Origin of the sequence: Pseudomonas sp. UBA3149, from assembly GCF_002364655.1 — a bacterium.
GTDB lineage: Bacteria > Pseudomonadota > Gammaproteobacteria > Pseudomonadales > Pseudomonadaceae > Chryseomonas > Chryseomonas luteola.
The window spans coordinates 120,271-141,391 of the sequence record NZ_DEYV01000026.1 but is presented as its reverse complement, the minus strand read 5'-3'; the positions used below and the strand labels follow the sequence as shown (position 1 = coordinate 141,391).

The following is a 21,121-nucleotide window of genomic DNA, read 5'->3' as shown; positions in this document are numbered from 1 at the left end:
TCCTTGATAAAAGGGTTCTCAGACCAGAAAGCTGAGCCCTACACTGAACAACAACAACGCAAATAGCCGCTTGAGCAGCCGTGGAGAAAGCGTGTGCGCCAAACGCGCACCAAAACGGGCAAAGAACATGCTGGTCAGCGCAATACCTACCAGGGCCGGCAGGTAGACATATCCCAGACTCCACTCAGGCAAGCCAGGCTCACTCCAGCCCACCACCATGAACGAAAGGGCTCCGGAGAGCGCGATCGGCAACCCACACGCAGATGAGGTTGCCACCGCCCTTTGCATACTGACGCCTCGCCAGGTCAGGAAAGGCACAGTCAGCGAGCCGCCTCCGATGCCGAAAATGGCAGACGCCCAGCCAATGACCACACCGGCGAGCGTTAGAACCGGCTTGCCCGGTACCGGTCTGCTGCTTTTGGGACGAAGGTCAAGCACCATCTGTAGCGACACGAGGATGGCAAAGGTACCGATTATTTTCTGCAGAATTGGCCCCTGAATATAAGATGCCGTAACCCCGCCGACAAAGCTGCCCAGGATGATGCCAACCGTCATCCACACCACGAGTGGCCACTGGACCGCTCTCTGGCGATGATGCGCCAGAATGGAATTGATTGACGTAAAGACGATTGTTGCCAGTGAAGTACCGACGGCCAGATGCGTCAGCACATCGGTATCCATTCCATGGGCAGTGAAGCTGAACACCAGAACCGGTACGATGATCAATCCGCCCCCGACGCCGAACAGACCCGCCAGAACACCTGCACATGCGCCAAGAATCAGATAGAGCACGAATTCCATATCGAATCCTGCCGAACAAAACGGCAATGGTAGCCCAATCGGCCAACGCAAACGAGCGAACCCTCAATGATCAAGGCCTTACGGAGCCCAACTGATGTGTCTGATTGTCTTTGCGTGGCGCCCTGAAGATAACGAGTCACTTATCCTGGCCGCCAACCGTGACGAGTTCTATGCACGCCCCAGCGCTCCGTTGGATACATGGGACGATCAACCAGACATTATTGGAGGAAGAGACCTGACCGCAGGTGGGACCTGGCTCGCGGTAGGAAGGGATGGTCGCTTTGCCACCGTGACCAATATCAGGGATCCTGGTCAGCCGGTATCCGACCGCTCACGGGGCGAACTGCCTGTACGCTTTCTGGAACGTGATATCTCGGCCGAAGAGTATGTACATGAAGTGGCTCAACGTAGCGATGAATACACAGGGTTCAACCTGCTTCTAGGCGATCGCCAGTCGTTATGGCATTTGAATGCTCGCAGCCGAAAACCGCATCGACTGCCGCCTGGCGTTTACGGCGTATCCAATGCCGATTTGAACACGCCATGGCCCAAGTTGCTCAGAGCCAGAGCAAGTCTCGAACAGGCCCTGGAAACCCCTTCGGACGAGGCTTTATTTGCACTATTGGCCGACACCTGGCGACCTGATCCCGTAACGCTTCCGCATACCGGCATCAGCCATGAACTGGAAATGCTCTTGTCCAGCGTTTTCATCTCCAGCGAACACTACGGCACACGGGCCAGCACTGTGCTGCGGCAACAGGTAGACGGACAGACCGTCATTACGGAACGTCGCTTTGGAGCCTACGGCAAGTCGCTTGGAGAAAGCCGCCGGACGCTGTAGTCCGGCGTGCTGTCAGCTCTGGACGGTGGAAGCCGGGTTGATGACGCGCCCTAGCCCCAGGTTACGCAAGGCCAGATGCAGCGCACTGTGCACCACTTGCGGATTGTCAATCTTGAGCAGCTGATCCAGGAGCTCCTTTGCCTTGGATAGGCTCATCTGACGCAGCAACCACTTCACCTTAGGGAGGTTGGTTGCATTCATGGAAAGGGAGTCGTATCCCATGGCCATGAGCAATACCGCTGCGGCCGGATCGCCTGCCATCTCGCCACAGATACTCACCGGAACGTTTTCCGCATGAGCATCCTCCACCACGCTCTTGAGTGCTTGCAGCACGGCTGGATGGAAGTAGTCATACAGGTCAGCCACGCGTGGGTTATTACGATCTACCGCCAGCAGATACTGGGTCAGATCGTTGGAGCCCACCGAGATAAAGTCCACCTCACGGGCCAGATCCCGGGCCTGATAGACCGCCGAAGGCACCTCTACCATCACACCGACAGGCGGCATGGGGATATTGACCCCTTCATCACGCACTTCGCACCAAGCGCGATGCAGGAGATGCTGAGCCTCGTCCAGCTCGTGTACCCCCGAGATCATGGGTAGCATAATTCTCAGGTTATCCAGACCTTCACTAGCCTTGAGCATGGCTCGCGCCTGTACCAGGAAGATTTCCGGATGGTCCAGCGTGACACGAATCCCGCGCCATCCCAGGAAGGGGTTGTCTTCCTTGATGGGGAAATAGGACAGGGATTTATCTCCGCCGATATCCAGCATGCGCATGGTGACTGGCTGGGGATGGAACGCCGCCAGTTGCTCCCGGTAGATGGACAGCTGCTCCTTCTCACTGGGGAAGCGGTCGTTGATCATGAACGGGACCTCAGTCCGATACAGCCCCACGCCTTCCGCGCCACGCTGCTGCGCCCGGGCAACATCGGCCAGCAGCCCCGTGTTCACCCAGAGCGGCATACGATGGCCATCCAGGGTTTCGCACGGCAGGCTGCGCAGGGCTTCCAGCCCCTGGGTCAGCTGACGCTCCTCCTCGACCACAGCGCTGTACTGCTTGAGCAGCTGAGGTGATGGGTTGGTAAAGACTTCGCCGTGATAGCCGTCGACAATCAACGAAATGCCATCGACTTTTGAATAAGGCAGGTCTACCGCGCCCATGACGGTGGGAATACCCATCGCGCGCGCCAGGATGGCAACGTGGGAGTTGCCAGAGCCGAGCACGGAAATCATGCCGGCCAGCTTGCCTTCAGGCACCTCGCCCAGCATGGCGGGTGACAGCTCTTCACTGACCAGGATGGTCTGGTCGGGATAGACCAGACATTGTTGCCGTGCCTGCTGCAGATAAGCCAGCAATCGACGGCCAAGGTCCTTCACATCAGCGGCACGTTCGCTCAGATAGGCATCGTCCATCATCTCGAAACGACGAACATGCTCGGTCACGACCTGACGCAGTGCCCCCTGTGCCCACTGCCCTTTCTTGATGATTTGAGTAACCTCGTTACCCAATGCCGCGTCGTCGAGCATCATCAAATAGACGTCGAACAGGGCGCGCTCTTCCTTGCGCAGCTGGGTCGAAAGACGCTCTGACAGCTGGCGCATGTCCTCACGTACAGACTCCAGCGCGTGCTGGAACAAGGCCAATTCTGCCTCGATGTCCGTAACGGTCTTGTCAGGAACGACTTCCAGATCAGCTGGAGGCAGCACGACTACAGCCGTACCCACACCAACACCGGGAGCACCGGGAATACCTACGAAACGAGCCTCCTGGATACCCTTACCCTGCCGTCCGAGCCCACGAATGGTACCCGTGGCTTCAGCATGTGCGATAACGCCGGCCAATTGGGCGCTCATGGTCACAAGGAAGGCTTCTTCACCTTCGTCGAACTGGCGCCGCTCCTTTTGCTGAACAACCAGAACCCCCATCACACGACGATGGTGAATGATTGGCGCCCCCAGGAAAGAGGCATAGCGCTCCTCGCCCGTTTCGGCGAAATAGCGAAAACGCGGATGACTGGAGGCATCCTCAAGGTTGAGCGGCTCTTCGCGCGTGCCGACCAGGCCGACCAGGCCTTCATTGGGCGCCATGCTGACACGCCCGATGGAGCGCTTGTTCAGGCCCTCTGTCGACATGAGAACAAATCGATTGGTTTCAGGGTCCAGCAGATAGACCGAGCACACCTGAGTGCCCATGGCCGCCCGAACGCGCTGAACGATGATCGATAACGCTGTCTTGAGATCCTTGGCGCCGTTTACTTCTTGAACGACCTTACGCAGCGTATTCAGCATGCTAGAAGCCCTGGGCTCTGGTGACGTTGGACGACATCCTGGTAAAGGATTTCGAGGCGCGAGCAAATTGAGTTCCGGTCACCGACCTGATAGCCACGATCGATGAAGGTGGACAGCAACGCCTATCTGACAGCGTATTGCCACTCAACGTCACAAATCGTTCATCCAGCATGGCCACAGCATTTCCTCCGTCCACGGCAGGCCCGGCATAACCGGGCGGGCCGGTGAGGCAATGTAAACGGTGCCTCTTCCGTCTTCCATACGTACACGTATGGTACAGGCTTAACATATCGATCAGGCGAGCAGGCGCGGGGCCAACTCCTTGAGGGCTCGACGATACACTTCCCGCTTGAACGTCACCACCTGCCCTAATGGGTACCAGTAGCTGACCCAGCGCCAACCGTCGAACTCCGGCTTGCCTGTTACATCCATGCGTACCCTCTGATCCTCAGACATCAGCCGGAGCAGAAACCATTTCTGCTTTTGACCGATGCACAGGGGCCTACTATGCGTACGCACCATGCGTTGGGGCAAGCGATAACGCAACCAACCCCGCGTACAGGCCAAAATCCGGACATCATCCGGACTCAGACCCACTTCTTCGTTCAATTCGCGATAAAGCGCTTCTTCCGGCGTTTCACGATCATCGATACCTCCCTGTGGAAACTGCCAGGCGTCCTGGTTGATGCGCCGAGCCCACAGCACTTGGCCAGCGTCATTCGCGAGGATGATGCCGACATTCGGGCGAAAACCATCAGAATCGATCACGGCTGACACCCCTGGAAAGTCAATAGACTTGCATTGTTCCATAAAGCTTGTTGGAGCGGCAACGCAGCTCCCTGCCTGTATTTTTGCCGTCTGTGGCAATACGCTGGCAAGTGCCACTCCTGCCTGCTTGTCCATATGGACATTACATTGGGGTAATCCCGCCGGAGCGCCTGAAAATCCGCGAGCAGTATCCTCAGCCCTTGCTGAACAAAAGCTTACATAGCCAAGCAATCAATGGATTCTGACGGGTAAAGCATGACCCGTTTCCCACTCCTATCAGCGAAAGTGCCGCTGCAGAAGCATGTAGATAGCCAGAATCACGCCTACCCAGCCGATCAGGTAGAAATAGTCCAGGAAGCCCAGGATCGCAGCCTGACGATTGACCAGCGAGGCCATCTGGCTCATGGAGGCATGCCCCATCGCCTCGTTCAGCTGTTCCCTATACTGCTGATAGAGTGGATTGAATGAGGTGATGTGACTGCGCAGGACATTGGCGTGGAACGCATCGCGCCATTGCAGAAAGACGTTGGCCATGACGATTCCCAGCGGCATGACGATCTGCTGCGTCATGTTCTTGACCTGATATGCCTGGCTGAAATAACGCGGAGGAATAGTCATGAAGGTGTACATGATGATCACGGCAAAGGTCGAGATCAGGAACACACCATGCATCATGAGCGCAGGCTGAAGCTGCTGCACAAGCGGCACCTCGCCATTCTGGCTGGACATCCAGAAGCCATAGCCGGCCAGCAGCGAATAGCCGAGCACCAGAAACTTCTTGAAGCCACCCCACGGGAAATACCGCTTGAGCGTGCCAGAGGTAATGGCCATGAGCGGCACTATCCCACACAGCCAGCCGATAGCCATGACCGTTCCAGCAGTGTAGATCGGTACCTGCAGGGCGTTCAGGACATATTGGGGAATGACGTAGTTGTAGGCACCAAGCATGAAGTAGTTCAGCATCATGAACAGCATGCCGAGCAGAAAGGCCGGATTGATGGCGTTACGAAAGTCGAGGGTTGGCCGCTCCCGCTGCCGCTCACAATAGATGAAGACGGCCATGAGGCAGATACCCAGCAGAAAGAGTCCGAGCAGCTCCCAGGTATCGCTATAGAAATCAAAACTCATCCGCTGGATAGTGGTTTCGACAATGATGCTTCCAACCAGCAGGATAGCCGTGGGCAGCAGTGCTGGTCTGGCCGACAACTTTTCGGGTATGACGCGCGAGGGAATGGCCATCCAGATGCACACGGCCATGACCAGACAGACTACCAGCGGCACGGCAAAGATACCGCGCCACTCCTCATGCGCCAGCAGTTGCGCCGTACAAAAAGAAGCCATCGCCGCGCCAAGCGGCACGCCGCTGGCAAAGGCTCGTATGCCTGTGGGGGTTTGCGGCCCCGGGAAGAACATGAGCACCAGCACCCGCGCACCGGCAAAAAAGGTCGCGGCGGCCGCCCCCATGAAGACTCTGCCCGTGGCAAAGACCCACAGGTGGTCGCCGGCCAGGCAGAGCAGCTGACCTATGGTATGGACAACTGTCGCCGCCATCATCAGGTGCCGATACCCCAGATGCTGCACAAACCACTGGTGAGGCGCCGTGAAGACGATGACCGCGACGCTATAGGCTGCCGTGGCATACACATAGCTGCGCTGATCAGCACCCAGGCCGCCGGATACATAGCGGTTGGCCAGCGCGATGGAGAGGCTGTCGAGAAAATAGACGGTGACCATCAGCGTGATGCTGAGCATCAGCAGGCCACGGTGATGTGGAAACGTAGGTGAAGACATTCCGACTCGGTTCGATGACTGGTATCAGCTGGCCAGTAAACGTGGCCAGCCTTTCATCGAACACGGCCCGGGCGCTTGGTTCCCGACCAGACGCCCGCCGCCACCCTAAGCGTTAACTCAGAAACAGTTTATACGCAGGGTTATTGGTCTCATCCCAATAGCGATAACCGATCTCTGCCAGCGCTTCGGGCACACGGTGCCGCTCCTCTTCCGGAACCTCAAGCGCCGCCAATACGCGGCCATCAGCCGAGCCGTGATTGCGATAGTGGAACATGGTGATATTCCACCGCCCACCCAGGCGATTGAGGAAGTTGAACAATGCGCCAGGCCGCTCGGGAAACTCGAAACGGAAGACCTGCTCGGTATCCACATGGGCCGCATGTCCACCTACAGTGTGCCGTATGTGCAGCTTGGCCAGCTCATTGTCGGTCAGATCCAATACGGGAAACCCTTGCTCACGCAGGCTTTCGATGAGCTTGCCGCGTGGATCGGTTTCCGGATGAGTCTGTACGCCGACAAAGATATGGGCTTCCCTATCCGTGTTATAGCGATAGTTGAATTCGGTGATCTGGCGCTTGCCCAGTGCCTCGCAGAACGCTTTGAAACTGCCGGGACGCTCAGGAATGGTCACGGCGATGATAGCCTCACGCTGTTCCCCCAGCTCGGCACGCTCTGCCACGTGACGCAGGCGGTCGAAGTTGACGTTGGCACCCGAGTCGATGGCAACCAGGGTCTCACCTTTCACGCCGCGGGTGGAAACATACTTCTTGATCCCCGCCACGCCAAGGGCACCAGCCGGTTCGGTGATAGAGCGCGTATCGTCGTAGATATCCTTGATAGCTGCGCAGATCTCATCGGAGCTGACGGTAATCACGTCATCCACATAGTGTCGGCAGATCTCGAAGGTGTGATGACCGATCTGCCCGACCGCCACGCCATCGGCAAAGATACCTACTTGACTCAGTACCACCCGGTCGCCTGCCTGCATGGCGGCCTGGAGGCAATTGGAGTCGTCTGGTTCAACACCAATAATCTTAATGTCAGGACGCAGGTACTTGACGTAGGCAGCGATCCCCGCGATCAGCCCTCCACCGCCTACCGGCACGAAAATGGCGTCCAGCTGACCTGGCTGCTGGCGCAGGATTTCCATGGCGACAGTACCCTGCCCGGCAATCGTATCCGGATCATCGTACGGGTGAATAAAGGTGTATCCCCTTTCCTCTACCAGTTTCAGCGCATGAGCCAGCGCCTCAGGAAAGGCATCGCCGTGCAGGACAGCCTTGGCACCACGGGCACGTACCGCCTTGATCTTGATTTCTGGCGTCGTCTTGGGCATGACGATCACGGCTTTGATACCCAGCTTCTGAGCAGCTAAGGCCAGGCCTTGGGCATGGTTGCCGGCGGATGCCGCGATCACGCCGCGAGCCTTTTCCTCGTCGGTGAGCTGGGCCACCTTGTTGTAGGCGCCCCGGATCTTAAACGAGAAGACGGGCTGCAGGTCTTCGCGCTTGAGCAGAATCCGGTTACCCAGACGCCCCGACAGGCTGTGTGCGGGATGCAGGGGTGTTTCGACGGCCACGTCGTAGACGGGCGAGGTCAGCATTTTCTTGACGTACTGTTCGAGCATCGACTTTTCTCGGCAGGGCTTTTGCGGGGAACAGCCAGTCTACTGCGCAAGCAGCACGACAAGCCACCCACAATGCGTCAACCACCCTGTTCACCGCTGATAGGGTCAGCCCGGCTATAATCGAACCTCTACTTCTCCTTTGCCGGAATCGATCATGAACCAGGATCAGCTCAAGCAAGCCGTGGCGCAGGCCGCGGTGGACTATATTCTCCCGCACCTCTCGCGTGACAGCGTCATTGGGGTCGGCACCGGCTCCACCGCCAACTTCTTCATCGACCTGCTGGCCCAACACAAAATGGAATTCGACGGCGCAGTAGCCAGCTCCGAGGCAACGGCCGAGCGACTCAAGAAACATGGCATTCCGGTGTATGACCTCAATGGCGTCAACTATCTTGAGTTCTACATCGATGGCGCCGACGAGGCCAACGAGCACCTGCAACTGATCAAAGGGGGCGGTGCAGCATTGACGCGTGAAAAAATCGTAGCGGCCGTGGCACAGACCTTTATCTGCATTGCCGACGGCAGTAAACGCGTGGATGTGCTGGGCGAGTTTCCGCTCCCCGTCGAGGTCATCCCCATGGCACGCAGCTACGTAGCCCGCGAGTTGGTCAAGCTGGGCGGCGATCCGGTCTACCGTGAAGGTGTTAAAACCGACAACGGCAACGTGATCCTGGACGTGCATAACATGCATATCCTTGACCCGGTCGATCTGGAGTCCAAGATCAATAACATCGTCGGCGTAGTCACGGTTGGCCTGTTCGCGGCTCGCTCGGCGGATGTCCTGCTGCTGGGAACCGCCGAAGGCGTTCAGACGCTCAAGCGTTAAGCACCTACGTCCCACGACGAGACACGCACTTCAGGCGGTGCACGAACACAGTGCACAGCCTGCCCCGCATTTTTTCCATCCCCATCTATAGTTACGCTCTGGCAGCGCTGTCAGTCTGCCAAGCGTCGCCTGCCTGTCCGCTTTTCAAGTCGGCACGCTATCTGCTCCATGCAGCTCCGCACTACCCATAACTACAACACAACAAACCATAACAATGAGGATCGCCTGTGCATTCCTTTTCCAAACTAGCGCTTGCAGTCGGCTGTATTTTGATAGGGGGTACCGCGGGTGCCTATGACTTTGGTGAATACGCCGACGAGACACTGGACGTTCTGATTAATGAGTATCCGGGTCGTTATCGAGGCACTACGAGTTTTGAGGGCGCCTCGGCCTGGATGCAGCAGCGTATAGGTAACAACGCCACTCTCCAGTCCTTCACCTGGAACGGAAACCGGAACTCACAGAACGTAGTGGCTCAGCTGGCAGGCACCAGCGGCAACACCCTTGTACTAGGGGCACACTTTGATACCTACTTTGGCCGCCCGACACTCCAAGGCCTGGATGACAACGGTTCCGGTGCCGCCGTCCTTACGGAGATCACGCGCAACCTCAGCGGGATCGCGCTGGAAAATGGTATCAATGTGGTTGCCTTCGGAGCTGAAGAGGAAGGCCTGCGCGGCTCACGCGCCTATGTAGCCGGCTTGAGCGATAGCGAGCGGGCCAGCCTGCTGGGCATGATCAACCTCGACAGCCTGATCACGGGCGACCTGATGTATGCCCATGCCGGTGCCAACAGCGTCGATAATCCCGCCCTGGCGTCCATACGCGAGCAGACGCTTCGTATCGCACAGGAACTGGGGATCGATCTGCGCACGAATCCCGGGCTGAATTCGGAATACCCTGCCGGCACCGGCTGTTGCAGTGATGCAGCAAGCTTCGAGGCGCTCGGTATTCCGGTGCTGTTCGTCGAAGCGACCAACTGGGAAATCGGCGAGTTGGACGGCTACGAGCAGACCACCAATCCAGCCATTCCTGGCGGCGCCACCTGGCATACACCATCACTGGACAACGAGACGGTGCTGACCGGCGCCTTGGGTGCAGAGCACATCCAGCAGCGCCTTCGTGATTATTCACGTCTACTGACGCGTCTCCTCCTGGAGCTGACAAATGCCGACCTGCTCGCCTCCACCGCCTCCAGCGGTGCGCTGGCACGAGCCATGGAGGACAACCTGCGCAGCCAGCATGAAACCCTGACCCGCCTGCATGATCGCCGTTGGCTAGGCCTTCAGCTTGCTCCACTTGCACCCAACCAATTCACTGGCAGCGTGGGAGTCGAGGGCGAGTACCAGCCTGAGCATGGGTTTGATGTAGATCCGAGCCAGCGCTCCAAGCGGGCCACCGCCTATGCCATTGGCGATTATCGGGCCAGTGAATGGCTGACCGTAGGCGGTAGCCTGAGCATTCAGCGTGGCAAGGATGACCTGGAGCATTCTGGCAAGGTTCGTAACGAGACATGGCAGGCCGGGCTGTATGGTCTGGTCAGCAACGGCGGGCCGCTTTGGGCTGCAGGTGAGCTGAGCGCGGGTCACACCCGCTTCGATACAGATCGCTCCGTGTTCCTTCAGGCCAGTGGCGGGCCGGTTCTTCTGAGCCAGACGTTATCTGGCGATACCAGGGCCCGCTTCTTCGGTGCTCGCCTGACCGGGGGCTACGACATGACGGTCGGTCAGCTGCGAACCGGTCCTCAGCTGGGACTGGACTATACCCGTTACCACATCGATAGCTTCGATGAAGACGACAGCCGCCGGACCGCCATGTCATTTGATGATCAGACCTATGACTCCATTCAGGCAAGCCTGGGTTGGCGGGTCTATGGCGATCTCCCCATGAGCCGTGGCATGGCCCTACAACCCTATGCTCATGTCGCCTGGGTCGAAGAACTGGGTGATGGCCGCGAGAGTCGGCTGGATGTTATCAGCCGTGGAGATGGTCGGCTGCGTACGGCAGCGCTGGATTCGGTAGACAAGCACTTTGCCCGCGCTCAGATCGGGGCTCAGTGGGCGATCACACCGGAGATTGGCGTCTATGCTGAGGTCAACAGTCGCCTGGGCCATTCCGAGGGCAGCCAGACCGGATACAGCCTGGGTGCCCAGTGGCGGTTCTGATCCGTATAACGCAGTTTAGTTACGCTTGAATCGATAAAAGAGGTTCGGTTCGCTCACGATATACAGCGTGCCCTGGTCGTCCATGGCCAGGCCCTCGGCCTGCGGCACGCTTTTCGTCAGACCCTGCCGCCCGGCATCGAGCGGCAGGGTGCTCAAGGGCTTCCCCTCGCTATCCAGCTCAATAACCAGCCTCGACTCATCCGAGAGCGCCAGCAGGTGATTCGTGCTGGCACTAAAGTGGAGGCTCGACAGATCGTCGACAAACAGGCCCCTGTCACGCAGCACATTGGACCTAACCGTAATATTGGCCGGTGCGCCGGGCTCAGGGTCGGCAAAACCATCGATCTCGTAGATCTGCACAGGGTCCTTTTCTTTAGCTACATAGAGTCGCTTGTGTCGACTGTCATAGGCGAGCCCTTCGAAACCCCGATTATCGAACGCAGCCAATTCCAGAGAGAGACGTGTCTGATTGCGAGGGTCATTCGCATCGATGACGCGCGTTGTGTCATCGACATGAATCTGAACCAACCGTTGCCGGCCCTCTTCTGCCACGACGAAAACGCCCGGGCGAATGTACTCAATCGCCTCGGGGTCATCGAATCCCTGCATAGGGATTTGCCGAAGAATTTCACCGTCGAGTGATAGCTCGATGAAATGGGATGACTTGTTGGTTAGGCTCGCAAGCGTGCCCCGGCTCGGGTCATAGGTCAGTGCCGACAAATCCGCGTGCCCTGGCACAGGCTTGGCCTCGATATCGACATGATAATCAGGAAGCCAAACCGAGACCTCACGGCGCTCATCGGCATGCCAGTGCTGCTGAACGCCATACCAGAGACGCGCCAGGAGCGGGGTCTGCTGGCTGGCTATGGTTGCGATGAGCACTGCCATCAGCAGGCCAGCCAGAGGAATGCGGTAAGGATAGATACGCTGCATGGGTAGGCCCGTTGCCGTCGAGGGATCGATCATCCGGGCGACCTGCATGCCCGCGCTCGACGACAAGCCTACGGATATTTTATGTCAGTCAGATTTCCGGAAGACATAGAACAGGTTAGGCTCGCTCACGATGTAAACGGTTCCTTCTTCATCAATCGCAACACCTTCAGCCTGAGGGATGTTTTTACTGAGTCCATTGAGCCCCCCGATCAGACTGATGAAACTGACCGGCTTTCCGCTTTCGTCCAGTTCAAGCAACAGGTGCGACTCATCCGAGAGCACCAGTGTATGGCCGGTACGGGGATCGATGCTTAGCGCAGAATAATCATTCATCAGGTCGGGCTGATCGGGAAGATCCGTCATCTCACCCAGGATCTGATCACCATCGCTGGACAGGCTGAACAGTGCTGCAGGATCTCGCTCCTTGCTGAGCAGTAGACGTTGCTGTCGTGCATCCCAGGCAACGCCTTCGAACCCCTTGTTGCCGGCATCGGCAAAGCCCAGGTCGAAAAACTGGAAATCTGCGGGCTGCAGCTGGCGGGTCTCGGGGGTCAGATTGAACAGGGCCAGCGTACGCTGACGCTCATCGACAATACCCATGCGATTTCCATCCAGGACCACTAGGCCCTCAGGGTTGGAAAGCCCGGTTATGGGAATCTGCCTGAGAATATCACCGCTCAGGTTGGTTTCCACCAGCAAAGGCTCCTTGCCCATAACAATGAACAGGGTGCCGGTCGCCGGGTTATAGGCGATGTCCGATGCCTCGGCCTTTTCCATGCCGGGCAAGGGCTTGGCCTGAATGACCGCGGTATAGCCTGGAAGCCAGATATTGTCCGCATGCTGGTTGGCAGGCGTGTTACGTTCCTGCCACCAGAGCCGGGCACGCTGGTCCCAGTGAAACAGGTATGTGAGCGTGGCGGCGACGACCAGCACGAAGCCGGCCAGCCACCATTTGAGGGATCGACGTTGTAATACTTTTGCCATGACGACGGTTTCGACTGCTTAGCGGTTTGGATCCGTCGCCTGATGCTTCCGGATTACTCAAGGGTGGATGTTAGAGAACACGACTCGTAAAGCGGCTTTTGCCAGGCAACTCCAGGACCAGTTCCTCACCTTTGTTCAACGCGCCGACTCCCTTGGGCGTACCGGTCAGTACCACATCGCCGGGTTGCAGGGAGAAGTGTGTGCACAGGTGCTGGATCAACGGGATGATCGGGTTGAGCATGTCACGGCTGTTACCGTCCTGGCGTACCTCGCCATTGATGGTGAGGCGAACATCGATATCAGCCAGATCGCTGTAGGCATCACCCGGCACGAAAGGCGCCAGGACACAGGCGCCGTCGAACCCCTTGGCGATTTCCCAGGGATAACCCTTTTCCTTCAAGCGGGCTTGCACATCACGCAAGGTCAGGTCCAGCGCCGGCGCGAAACCCGAAATGGCATCCCGGACCTCTTCTTCGCTTGGCGTGCGTGACAGGGGCTTGCCGATCAATACGGCGATTTCCGCCTCGTAATGCACCGTACCGCGGTCTTCAGGAATACTAAAGCCACCTTCAATCGGCACGACCGAACTGGCCGGTTTGATAAAGATGAGCGGCTCGGTGGGTACAGGGTTGTTCAGTTCCTTGGCATGCTCAGCATAGTTGCGGCCAATACAGACCACCTTGCCCAGCGGGAAGTGGATCTTCGTACCATCGACGTACTGGTGTTGGTAGCTCATGGTGAACCGACTCCGAAAGAGGAAAAGTCCCGTTTAATCCTTTATAACCAACAGCTTGGCCGCATTACCAAGGCAGGCGGCCAAGCATAACGACACGAACCTGAACGTTAGCGGAACGGTCGATTCATCGCCTGATTCTCAAGGGCTATCAGGCGATGACCTTGCCCGGATTCATGATGTTATTGGGGTCGAAGACTGCCTTGACAGCCTTCATGTAGGCGATTTCGGCTTCTGAGCGGGAATAGGTCAGGTAATCCCGCTTGGTCATGCCCACGCCATGCTCGGCCGAAATGGAGCCGTTGTATTTCGCAACGGTCTCGAATACCCACTTATTCACGACCTTGCACTTGTCAAAGAACTCATCCTTGGAGAGATCATCAGGCTTGAGAATGTTCAGGTGCAGGTTGCCGTCACCGATATGGCCGAACCAGATGATCTCGAAATCCGGATAGTGCTCGCCCACGATGTCGTCGATATCACGCAGGAAGGATGGTACGTTCGAAACCGTTACAGAGATGTCATTCTTGTAGGGCGTCCAGTGGGAAATCGTCTCGGAGATGTCTTCTCGCAGACGCCACAGGTTTTGCAACTGCTGATCGCTCTGGCTCATGACGCCATCGAGCACCCAGCCTTCATTGACACAATGCTCGAAGGTAGCTAGAGCCTGATCGGCGCGCTCGTCCGTTGTTGCTTCAAACTCCAGCAGTGCATAGAACGGGCAGCGGGTATCGAACGGCGCAGGCACGTCACCACGGGCCAGGACCTTGTCCATGGCCTTGTCGGAAAAGAACTCGAAGGCCGTCAGGTCCAGCTTGTCCTGGAAGGCATGCAGTACCGGCATGATCGAATCAAAATCCGGCGTACCCAGTACCAAGGCGGTCAGATTAGTTGGCTGACGCTCCAGCCGCATCGTAGCCTCGACCACGAAACCCAGCGTGCCTTCGGCACCAATGAAAAGATGACGGAAATCATAGCCGGTCGCGTTTTTCATCAGGCCCTTGTTCAGCTCGAGCAGCTCGCCCGTACCGGTCACGACCTTGAGGCCGGCTACCCAGTTACGGGTCATGCCGTAGCGGATCACCTTGATGCCACCCGCATTGGTACCGATGTTGCCACCCAGCTGACTGGAACCGGCCGAGGCAAAGTCGACGGGGTAATAGAGACCTTTGTCTTCAGCAAAGGCCTGCAACTGCTCGGTGATCACGCCCGGCTGGCAGACCACGGTACGATCGAATGTGTTGAAGTCGAGAATCCGGTTCATGTAATCGAATGCCACGACGACTTCGCCATTAGCTGCGACCGCTGCCGCCGAAAGACCGGTACGGCCACCAGAAGGCACCAGGGCCACCCGATGTTCATTGGCCCATCGCACGATGGCCTGCACCTCTTCTATCGTCTTGGGAAAGACAATGGCAGACGGTGCCGGGGCAAAGTGCTTGGTCCAGTCCTTGCCGTAAGACTCCAGCGAGGCCGCATCCGTGAGCACCTTTCCGGGCTCGACCAGGGTTTTCAGCGATTCGATCAAAGCAGCGTCAATCATGTTGAAACTCTCGTGGCATTCATGGTCGTCCTGAGAACCGCTCAGGTCGTATCCGGGCAAGGAAAAGGGAGAACATGCTAGCATATGCCTACCCTTCGGCGACGCCAGCCGGCAGCCGATTCACACTTCCTCGGGACTACGGGTTCAACGCAGATGAGCAAGACCTCACTCGACAAGAGCAAGATCAGATTTCTTCTTCTCGAAGGCGTACACCAATCGGCAGTAGACACGCTGAAAGCGGCTGGCTACTCCAACATCGAGTACATCTCCAAAGCGCTGCCCGAGGCTGAGCTTAAAGAGAAGATCGCCGATGCGCACTTTGTGGGCATTCGCTCCCGTACTCAACTGACCGAAGAAGTGTTCGACTGCGCCAAGAAGCTGATCGCCGTTGGCTGCTTCTGCATCGGTACCAACCAGGTGGACCTGAACGCCGCCCGTGAACGCGGTATCGTCGTGTTCAATGCGCCCTACTCCAATACCCGTTCGGTCGCTGAACTGGTATTGGCTGAAGCCATTCTGCTGCTGCGTGGCATTCCTGCCAAGAACGCTTCCTGCCACCGTGGCGGCTGGCTCAAGAGCGCCAACAATTCCTTTGAGATTCGCGGTAAGAAGCTGGGCATCATCGGCTACGGTTCCATCGGTACGCAGCTGTCCGTCCTGGCCGAAGGCCTGGGTATGCAGGTCTACTTCTACGATGTAGTTACCAAGCTGCCGCTGGGTAATGCACAACAGGTTGCTTCCATCACCGAGCTGCTCGGCATGGCCGACATCGTAACGCTTCACGTACCGGAAACGCCCTCGACCAAACTGATGATTGGCGAACGTGAAATCCGCGCCATGAAAAAAGGCAGCATCCTGCTTAACGCTGCACGTGGCACTGTAGTTGATCTTGAAGCGCTGGCAGCAGCCATCAAAGACGAACATCTGCTGGGTGCTGCCATCGACGTGTTCCCAGTCGAGCCGCGCTCCAACAATGACGAGTTCGTCAGTCCGCTACGCGGCCTGGACAATGTCATCCTGACCCCGCATGTAGGCGGCTCCACCATGGAAGCCCAGGCCAACATCGGTCTGGAAGTGGCCGAGAAGCTGGTGAAGTACAGCGACAACGGTACGTCCGTGTCTTCCGTCAACTTCCCGGAAGTGGCGTTGCCCTCCCATCCGGGCAAACATCGTCTGCTGCACATTCACCAGAATGTGCCGGGCGTACTGTCTGAGATCAACCGTGTGCTGTCCGAAAACGGCATCAACATTTCCGGTCAGTACCTGCAAACGGACGAAAAAGTCGGTTATGTGGTAGTCGACGTAGATGCCGCCTACTCTGACATGGCTCAGGAGAAGCTGCAGAACGTCAAGGGCACCATTCGCTGCCGCGTGTTGTTCTAAGCGTTCATCCAACAAAAAGGAGGCTTTGGCCTCCTTTTTGTTTTGTACATGAATACTATTTCGCTTCGAGCGCCTGCAGGTAGGCTACAGCCTCGTTCAGCTCGCTTTCATTGAAGACCTTTACACCGGCACGCCGCAAGGCTGCAGCTGTTACGCCCTCACCCGGGACTCGGTGTCCGGAAAAGGTGCCATCGTAATTCTCATGATTGCCGCACGAGGGGCTACGCGCCTTGAGCACCGCCATCTGGATACGATGCTGCCTGACCAGCTCAACAGCCTGACAGGCTCCAGCTAGAAATTCCGCACTGACGTCCTCACCGGTATCGGTCATCACGGGCTGGTAGCCGTCCAGTACGGCAGCGCCTTGTCCGCCAGGGATTTCAGCCGGCGGCCGAGGTGTAGGCAGGCCACCAGCAACCTCTGGACACACGGCGACGACACGTCCTTCCGCCAGCCAGGAACTCAACTGATCATAGGGGCCATGAGCGCCCCCGTCATAGCGGACCCGGTGGCCCAGCAGGCAGCGGCTGATCAGTATCTTTTCCATTTACAAAACGTTTTCCAGTACGTTTTCACCCCGCCGGCGAAACCAGCCCGTTAATGACATACGCTCACGCGTCGCAGGCAGGACTTCATGGGGCAAATCGCCAGATATGAAGCAGACCAGGCTGCCACCAGCAGGCAATACATCGCGGGTCTGTCCGTCAGGCAGGTGCATGCGCAGTGCGCCCCCATGCTCGGGCAGCCACGCCTCATTCAGGTACAACACCAGAGATACCATACGCCTGTCGTCATCCTTGAAGCGATCCAGGTGAGTGGCATAAAAAGCCCCTGGCGGATACATTGCAAAATGGCTTTCATAGTCTTCGAGACCCATGAAGAGGCTCTGATTGAAGGCCAGCCGGAGCGCATCCATAAGCGCCAGATAGCGGGCAATAGCAGGCGAAGACTCATCGCCCTCTAACCAGGCAATCTGATCACCACGGACACCTTCGCGAATGACCTGGCTGTCGCCACGCCCGATAGCGGCTGGAGCCAACAGTCCGTGCTGCGCACGTTTGTGGCACTCTTGCGCCAGCGCACGGGTCAGATCATCGGGTAGAAACACCGTCTGATGGGACCAGCCGACATCGGCCAGATCATCGACGATACGCTGCAACAAGGGATGATCAGGGCGAATGGGCATATCGAATTCCTGCGAGACATCGCAACGAGATAACCAGCATAGACAAGAGCGGCTGGCGGCGTCGGCATTGTAATAAGTCGTCAACGCTTCTGCTCAAATTTATACGCTCCGACGAATCGGCCCTTTCCAACCTCGACAGCAACGTGATACCTACCCAGAATACTGTCTTTTTTCTGGCATGCTGCAGCTCAAGGCATGCCCTTGCAGGAGAGTTCATGCGCGTTTTTATTGCTGGTCTGCTACTCGCCATCGGTCTTCCCGCGCTGGCCGATAATTATCAAACCCTTTACCAGACCGCGGGCTGGCCCGAACAGCGCAGCCACTTCCGCGATGCGCTGCAAGCGGCACAGCAGCGCTACCAGAACAGCCTACCGCCAGCGTTGTACCAGACGCTGGTGGATAACAGTAACCGCCGCTTCTCGGCCGATGCCATCGACCAGCGTGCCATTGGTCAACTGCGCCAGTCGCTGCCGGAGACCAATCCTGCCTTGCAGTTTTTCCAATCGCCTGTAGGCCAGAAGGTCGTCGCGGCGGAGGTCAACGCCACCCGTAGCGATCAAATCGCCCGCAGCTCGGGTGGCCTGCCCAAGATCCAGGCCAGCGCCGCCCGTCAGACACAAATCAAACGAATCGCTGCCGTGATTCCAGCTCGTGAAGCCGGCGCGGAAGTCAGCATGGCGTTGGCAGGTCTGGCGGCTGACAGCCTGAGCCAGATGCTCCCTGGTCTGATGGGTCAGGCTCAGGGCATGATTGGCCAGCAACGCGAGCGCATCATGCAGCAGATGAACAATGGCGACCTGGAAAACACGTTGCTCTACGTTTATCGCACCCTTTCCGACAACGAGCTGACCCAGTTTGCCGACTTTGCCAGCTCGCCTGAGGGCCATCGCTATTACCAGGCCGCCCTGGCCGCGCTGCGAGCAGGCCTTGGCTCAGGCAGCAACTAAACCCTTCCTCTACGCCAGCCGCTCCCTTAGAAAATCAAAGTAGCGCTGGCGTAACGCTTCGGTTTCGTTGACCAGATGGTGCCGCGCTTCAGGCAGGCGCAGCACCTCTGGCTTGTCGAACTTCTGTTCCAGCACCTGCAGATTGTGTCGCCAATCCACAGTGAAGTCCTGCTCACCCTGGATGATGATGGGCCGATGCAGACTGGGCGAAGCCTTTTCAATACGTGGAATCCAGCGGGCTAGCGCTCCTACCCAGCGACTGGGCAGCTCGCGCGGTTGCAGCAGGTCATGATGCTGTAGAAAGGTAAGAAACGCTTCGTCACCGGAGTTGGCCGAAAACCGCCTGGGCAATGCCCGGACAAAGGGGCCAACCAGCCGGTAGGTCAGATGAGACATCTTCCAGCTGCAGGGGCGAACCAGCGGCGCCAGCAGGATCGCTTCGCCTATCTCCGCACCGGGCTGCCCGTTCAACAAATGGTCCAGTACAATCGCACCTCCCGTGCTCTGCCCCAGCAGATGCCAGGGCTGCGGCAGGTCAAGGCGTCTGGCCTGATCGAGCAGAGCCTTTAATACCGCTTGATACTCGGCAAAATCATCGATACTTGCGCGCGGACCGCTGGATAACCCGTGCCCCGGCAGGTCGCAAGACAGCACGGCGAAATTCATCGACAGCGCCCAGTCGATTGCATGGCGATACAACCCCATGTGGTCGTAATAGCCATGGAGTACCAGAAGCGTGGCCCGCGGCTGGTCATGCCACCACCCTTGCACGGCGATCTCGTAATCAGCCACGCGCATGCGGCCCAGGCGAGCCTGGACGCCTGGGTGCTGCTGGCTCATGTCGAGTCCATAAAAGGACTGATACGCCAGAATGGCCGGGCCAGACTCGCCAGGATCGAGGGACAGTTCCGCCAATAGCGGTCGCAGTTGTTCTGGATGAAACGGCGTGGTCATGGTCGTCACACTAAAAAGAGAGGCCTGCCCATGTAAAGCTTGGACACTTAATCATGTTCTGCTTCACGCCCTGGCGTGGCAAGCTATGTCTTCTTTTGCATTAACAGTCATGCCATGCCCTCTCGTCGATTCACTATTCTGCTCTGCCTGTTCACCATCCTTGTCATTGCTGGTTCGGGTGCTGCCTACTGGTGGTTCGAGCTGCGCTATCTACGGTCGTTTGCCGAGCAGACCGCTTTTTTTGATGGCAGTCATCTACAACTCCCGCCCGAGCTTGCGGGCCCGGGACCGATCCGGCTGGTGCACTTCTGGGACCCGGACTGCCCATGCAACGAAGGCAACCAGGCGCACCTGCGTAACCTGACGGCGCGCTTTGGTGATCGGGGCGTCGAGTTCTACAGCGTGCAGAAACCAGGGAGCGAAGGAAAGCTGCCGTCCATGCTGGATGGACGTCTGAAGGCCCTATCGACGATTCCTGGAGCCGATACGCTGCCCGCCAGCCCGGCCGTGGCCATCTGGGATAATGCTGGCAAGCTGGCTTATGTCGGCCCCTATAGCGAGGGCATGATCTGTACAGCTGGTAACAGCTTTATCGAGCCTATTCTCGAAGCGCTCGTGTCAGGGCGCAGCGTACGGTCGACCAATACCTTGTCGGTAGGCTGCTATTGCAACTGGCAGGGCTGACCCTTTTCTAGTAACGCCAAAGGCCGGGCATCGCATCGACTGCCCGGCCTTTTCGTTTTCACTGTTCTTCCTCTCAGGCACTTCTAATCATTGTTGCGCTCTTAGCAACATAGACTTTTGCAAAATGTTGCTAAACAGATAGCTGCCTAGGCAGTATTCTACTCAGACTTAGCTGCCTGGGCAGATACTGCCATGACACGTTTCAAACCAGATAATTTTTCGCTGCGTTACTCGCTCGGCCATCTGATCCACTTGGTTAATTCGCTCAAGGATCGCCTGCTGGACAAGCACCTTGTCACTTATGACATCACGGCTGCCCAGTTCAAGGTGTTGCTGATGCTGGCACGCAATACGGCGGATACGCCTGCAGAGCTGTGCCGTTGCCTGTCCCTCGACAGTGGCGCCATGACCCGCATGATCGACCGGCTGGAAAGCAAGGACCTGATTGCTCGGGTGCGCAGCACCACCGATAGACGGCAGGTTCGCCTCGAGCTCACCGAGCAAGGCCACAGCTTGAGCAAACAGATTCCGCAGATTGCAGCTGACGCCATGAACGACCTGACCGGCGAGCTGACCCATTCCGAGATCGATGAACTGGAGCGCCTGCTCAAGAAGATATTGGTTCCGGCCGGCCTGGTCCCGGCCAATGAAGGAGAACAATAA

18 protein-coding genes and 1 pseudogene are annotated in these 21,121 nt (G+C 57.7%); 7 read left to right on the top strand and 12 right to left on the bottom strand.

Annotated elements, in window-relative coordinates; genetic code table 11:
- Positions 1-18 precede the first annotated feature (18 nt).
- The gene (locus B3729_RS15220) at positions 19-801 is read right to left on the bottom strand and encodes a sulfite exporter TauE/SafE family protein (RefSeq protein WP_074823211.1); all 783 of its coding nucleotides are present in this window, start codon (positions 799-801) and stop codon (positions 19-21) included.
- Between the two features lie 94 nt (positions 802-895).
- Between B3729_RS15220 and B3729_RS15215 the strand changes: the two genes are divergently transcribed.
- Positions 896-1,642, top strand: coding sequence for an NRDE family protein (locus B3729_RS15215; protein ID WP_150348062.1), 747 nt, complete (start codon positions 896-898; stop codon positions 1,640-1,642).
- Between the two features lie 12 nt (positions 1,643-1,654).
- Here B3729_RS15215 and ptsP read toward each other — a convergent pair whose 3' ends face one another.
- The 4 genes and pseudogenes from ptsP to ilvA all read right to left on the bottom strand — a co-directional run.
- Complete coding sequence (gene ptsP / locus B3729_RS15210) at positions 1,655-3,934, bottom strand: phosphoenolpyruvate--protein phosphotransferase (protein WP_074823217.1); 2,280 nt, start codon at positions 3,932-3,934, stop codon at positions 1,655-1,657.
- A 294-nt stretch (positions 3,935-4,228) separates the two neighbouring features.
- Positions 4,229-4,702, bottom strand: a complete 474-nt coding sequence (locus B3729_RS15205) for an RNA pyrophosphohydrolase (protein WP_010796984.1) — start codon at positions 4,700-4,702, stop codon at positions 4,229-4,231.
- A gap of 276 nt (positions 4,703-4,978) precedes the next feature.
- A complete protein-coding gene (locus B3729_RS15200; RefSeq protein WP_286788292.1) occupies positions 4,979-6,493 on the bottom strand; it encodes an MFS transporter in 1,515 nt (504 codons plus the stop codon).
- 112 nt (positions 6,494-6,605) lie between these two features.
- Positions 6,606-8,138 (bottom strand): annotated as a pseudogene (gene ilvA / locus B3729_RS15195) (threonine ammonia-lyase, biosynthetic); the annotation flags it as partial.
- A 136-nt stretch (positions 8,139-8,274) separates the two neighbouring features.
- Here ilvA and rpiA point away from each other — a divergent pair.
- Positions 8,275-8,946, top strand: a complete 672-nt coding sequence (gene rpiA, locus B3729_RS15190) for a ribose-5-phosphate isomerase RpiA (RefSeq protein ID WP_122043512.1) — start codon at positions 8,275-8,277, stop codon at positions 8,944-8,946.
- Between the two features lie 227 nt (positions 8,947-9,173).
- Positions 9,174-11,111 (top strand): autotransporter outer membrane beta-barrel domain-containing protein, encoded by a 1,938-nt coding sequence (locus B3729_RS15185; RefSeq protein ID WP_286788291.1) that lies wholly within the window; start codon positions 9,174-9,176, stop codon positions 11,109-11,111.
- A 15-nt stretch (positions 11,112-11,126) separates the two neighbouring features.
- On the opposite strand, the gene B3729_RS15180 is transcribed toward B3729_RS15185, so the two are convergent.
- The 4 genes from B3729_RS15180 to B3729_RS15165 form a co-directional block, all read right to left on the bottom strand.
- Entirely contained in the window at positions 11,127-12,044 is a 918-nt protein-coding gene (locus tag B3729_RS15180) for an SdiA-regulated domain-containing protein (protein ID WP_286788425.1), read from the bottom strand.
- A gap of 84 nt (positions 12,045-12,128) precedes the next feature.
- Positions 12,129-13,028 (bottom strand): SdiA-regulated domain-containing protein, encoded by a 900-nt coding sequence (locus B3729_RS15175; protein WP_286788290.1) that lies wholly within the window; start codon positions 13,026-13,028, stop codon positions 12,129-12,131.
- 70 nt (positions 13,029-13,098) lie between these two features.
- The gene (locus tag B3729_RS15170; RefSeq protein WP_150348066.1) at positions 13,099-13,764 is read right to left on the bottom strand and encodes a fumarylacetoacetate hydrolase family protein; all 666 of its coding nucleotides are present in this window, start codon (positions 13,762-13,764) and stop codon (positions 13,099-13,101) included.
- 148 nt (positions 13,765-13,912) lie between these two features.
- Complete coding sequence (locus B3729_RS15165; protein WP_219650829.1) at positions 13,913-15,304, bottom strand: FAD-binding oxidoreductase; 1,392 nt, start codon at positions 15,302-15,304, stop codon at positions 13,913-13,915.
- Positions 15,305-15,457: 153 nt separating this feature from the next.
- Between B3729_RS15165 and serA the strand changes: the two genes are divergently transcribed.
- The gene (gene serA / locus B3729_RS15160) at positions 15,458-16,687 is read left to right on the top strand and encodes a phosphoglycerate dehydrogenase (protein WP_037030737.1); all 1,230 of its coding nucleotides are present in this window, start codon (positions 15,458-15,460) and stop codon (positions 16,685-16,687) included.
- A gap of 55 nt (positions 16,688-16,742) precedes the next feature.
- Here serA and B3729_RS15155 read toward each other — a convergent pair whose 3' ends face one another.
- Together B3729_RS15155 and B3729_RS15150 are read right to left on the bottom strand one after the other, a co-directional pair.
- Positions 16,743-17,234 (bottom strand): DUF523 domain-containing protein, encoded by a 492-nt coding sequence (locus tag B3729_RS15155; RefSeq protein ID WP_010796974.1) that lies wholly within the window; start codon positions 17,232-17,234, stop codon positions 16,743-16,745.
- Positions 17,235-17,873, bottom strand: coding sequence for a 2OG-Fe(II) oxygenase (locus B3729_RS15150; RefSeq protein WP_286788289.1), 639 nt, complete (start codon positions 17,871-17,873; stop codon positions 17,235-17,237).
- A 215-nt stretch (positions 17,874-18,088) separates the two neighbouring features.
- Here B3729_RS15150 and B3729_RS15145 point away from each other — a divergent pair, with 215 nt between their 5' ends.
- The gene (locus tag B3729_RS15145) at positions 18,089-18,820 is read left to right on the top strand and encodes a DUF2059 domain-containing protein (RefSeq protein WP_286788288.1); all 732 of its coding nucleotides are present in this window, start codon (positions 18,089-18,091) and stop codon (positions 18,818-18,820) included.
- Positions 18,821-18,829: 9 nt separating this feature from the next.
- On the opposite strand, the gene B3729_RS15140 is transcribed toward B3729_RS15145, so the two are convergent.
- Entirely contained in the window at positions 18,830-19,774 is a 945-nt protein-coding gene (locus B3729_RS15140; RefSeq protein ID WP_074823245.1) for an alpha/beta hydrolase, read from the bottom strand.
- Positions 19,775-19,888: 114 nt separating this feature from the next.
- Here B3729_RS15140 and B3729_RS15135 point away from each other — a divergent pair, with 114 nt between their 5' ends.
- Together B3729_RS15135 and B3729_RS15130 are read left to right on the top strand one after the other, a co-directional pair.
- Positions 19,889-20,458, top strand: a complete 570-nt coding sequence (locus B3729_RS15135; protein WP_010796970.1) for a DUF6436 domain-containing protein — start codon at positions 19,889-19,891, stop codon at positions 20,456-20,458.
- 192 nt (positions 20,459-20,650) lie between these two features.
- A complete protein-coding gene (locus B3729_RS15130) occupies positions 20,651-21,121 on the top strand; it encodes a MarR family transcriptional regulator (RefSeq protein ID WP_074823248.1) in 471 nt (156 codons plus the stop codon).

Excerpts from the sequence above, each read along its gene's own strand:
- serA (WP_037030737.1), top strand. The coding sequence starts at position 15,458 with ATGAGCAAGACCTCACTCGACAAGAGCAAGATCAGATTTCTTCTTCTC.
- B3729_RS15175 (WP_286788290.1), bottom strand. The coding sequence starts at position 13,028 with ATGGCAAAAGTATTACAACGTCGATCCCTCAAATGGTGGCTGGCCGGC.
- B3729_RS15130 (WP_074823248.1), top strand. The coding sequence starts at position 20,651 with ATGACACGTTTCAAACCAGATAATTTTTCGCTGCGTTACTCGCTCGGC.
- B3729_RS15145 (WP_286788288.1), top strand. The coding sequence starts at position 18,089 with ATGCGCGTTTTTATTGCTGGTCTGCTACTCGCCATCGGTCTTCCCGCG.
- B3729_RS15170 (WP_150348066.1), bottom strand. The coding sequence starts at position 13,764 with ATGAGCTACCAACACCAGTACGTCGATGGTACGAAGATCCACTTCCCG.
- B3729_RS15150 (WP_286788289.1), bottom strand. The coding sequence starts at position 17,873 with ATGCCCATTCGCCCTGATCATCCCTTGTTGCAGCGTATCGTCGATGAT.
- B3729_RS15140 (WP_074823245.1), bottom strand. The coding sequence starts at position 19,774 with ATGACCACGCCGTTTCATCCAGAACAACTGCGACCGCTATTGGCGGAA.
- B3729_RS15165 (WP_219650829.1), bottom strand. The coding sequence starts at position 15,304 with ATGATTGACGCTGCTTTGATCGAATCGCTGAAAACCCTGGTCGAGCCC.
- B3729_RS15180 (WP_286788425.1), bottom strand. The coding sequence starts at position 12,044 with ATGCAGCGTATCTATCCTTACCGCATTCCTCTGGCTGGCCTGCTGATG.
- B3729_RS15200 (WP_286788292.1), bottom strand. The coding sequence starts at position 6,493 with ATGTCTTCACCTACGTTTCCACATCACCGTGGCCTGCTGATGCTCAGC.
- B3729_RS15220 (WP_074823211.1), bottom strand. The coding sequence starts at position 801 with ATGGAATTCGTGCTCTATCTGATTCTTGGCGCATGTGCAGGTGTTCTG.
- ptsP (WP_074823217.1), bottom strand. The coding sequence starts at position 3,934 with ATGCTGAATACGCTGCGTAAGGTCGTTCAAGAAGTAAACGGCGCCAAG.
- B3729_RS15215 (WP_150348062.1), top strand. The coding sequence starts at position 896 with ATGTGTCTGATTGTCTTTGCGTGGCGCCCTGAAGATAACGAGTCACTT.
- B3729_RS15155 (WP_010796974.1), bottom strand. The coding sequence starts at position 17,234 with ATGGAAAAGATACTGATCAGCCGCTGCCTGCTGGGCCACCGGGTCCGC.
- rpiA (WP_122043512.1), top strand. The coding sequence starts at position 8,275 with ATGAACCAGGATCAGCTCAAGCAAGCCGTGGCGCAGGCCGCGGTGGAC.
- B3729_RS15135 (WP_010796970.1), top strand. The coding sequence starts at position 19,889 with ATGCCCTCTCGTCGATTCACTATTCTGCTCTGCCTGTTCACCATCCTT.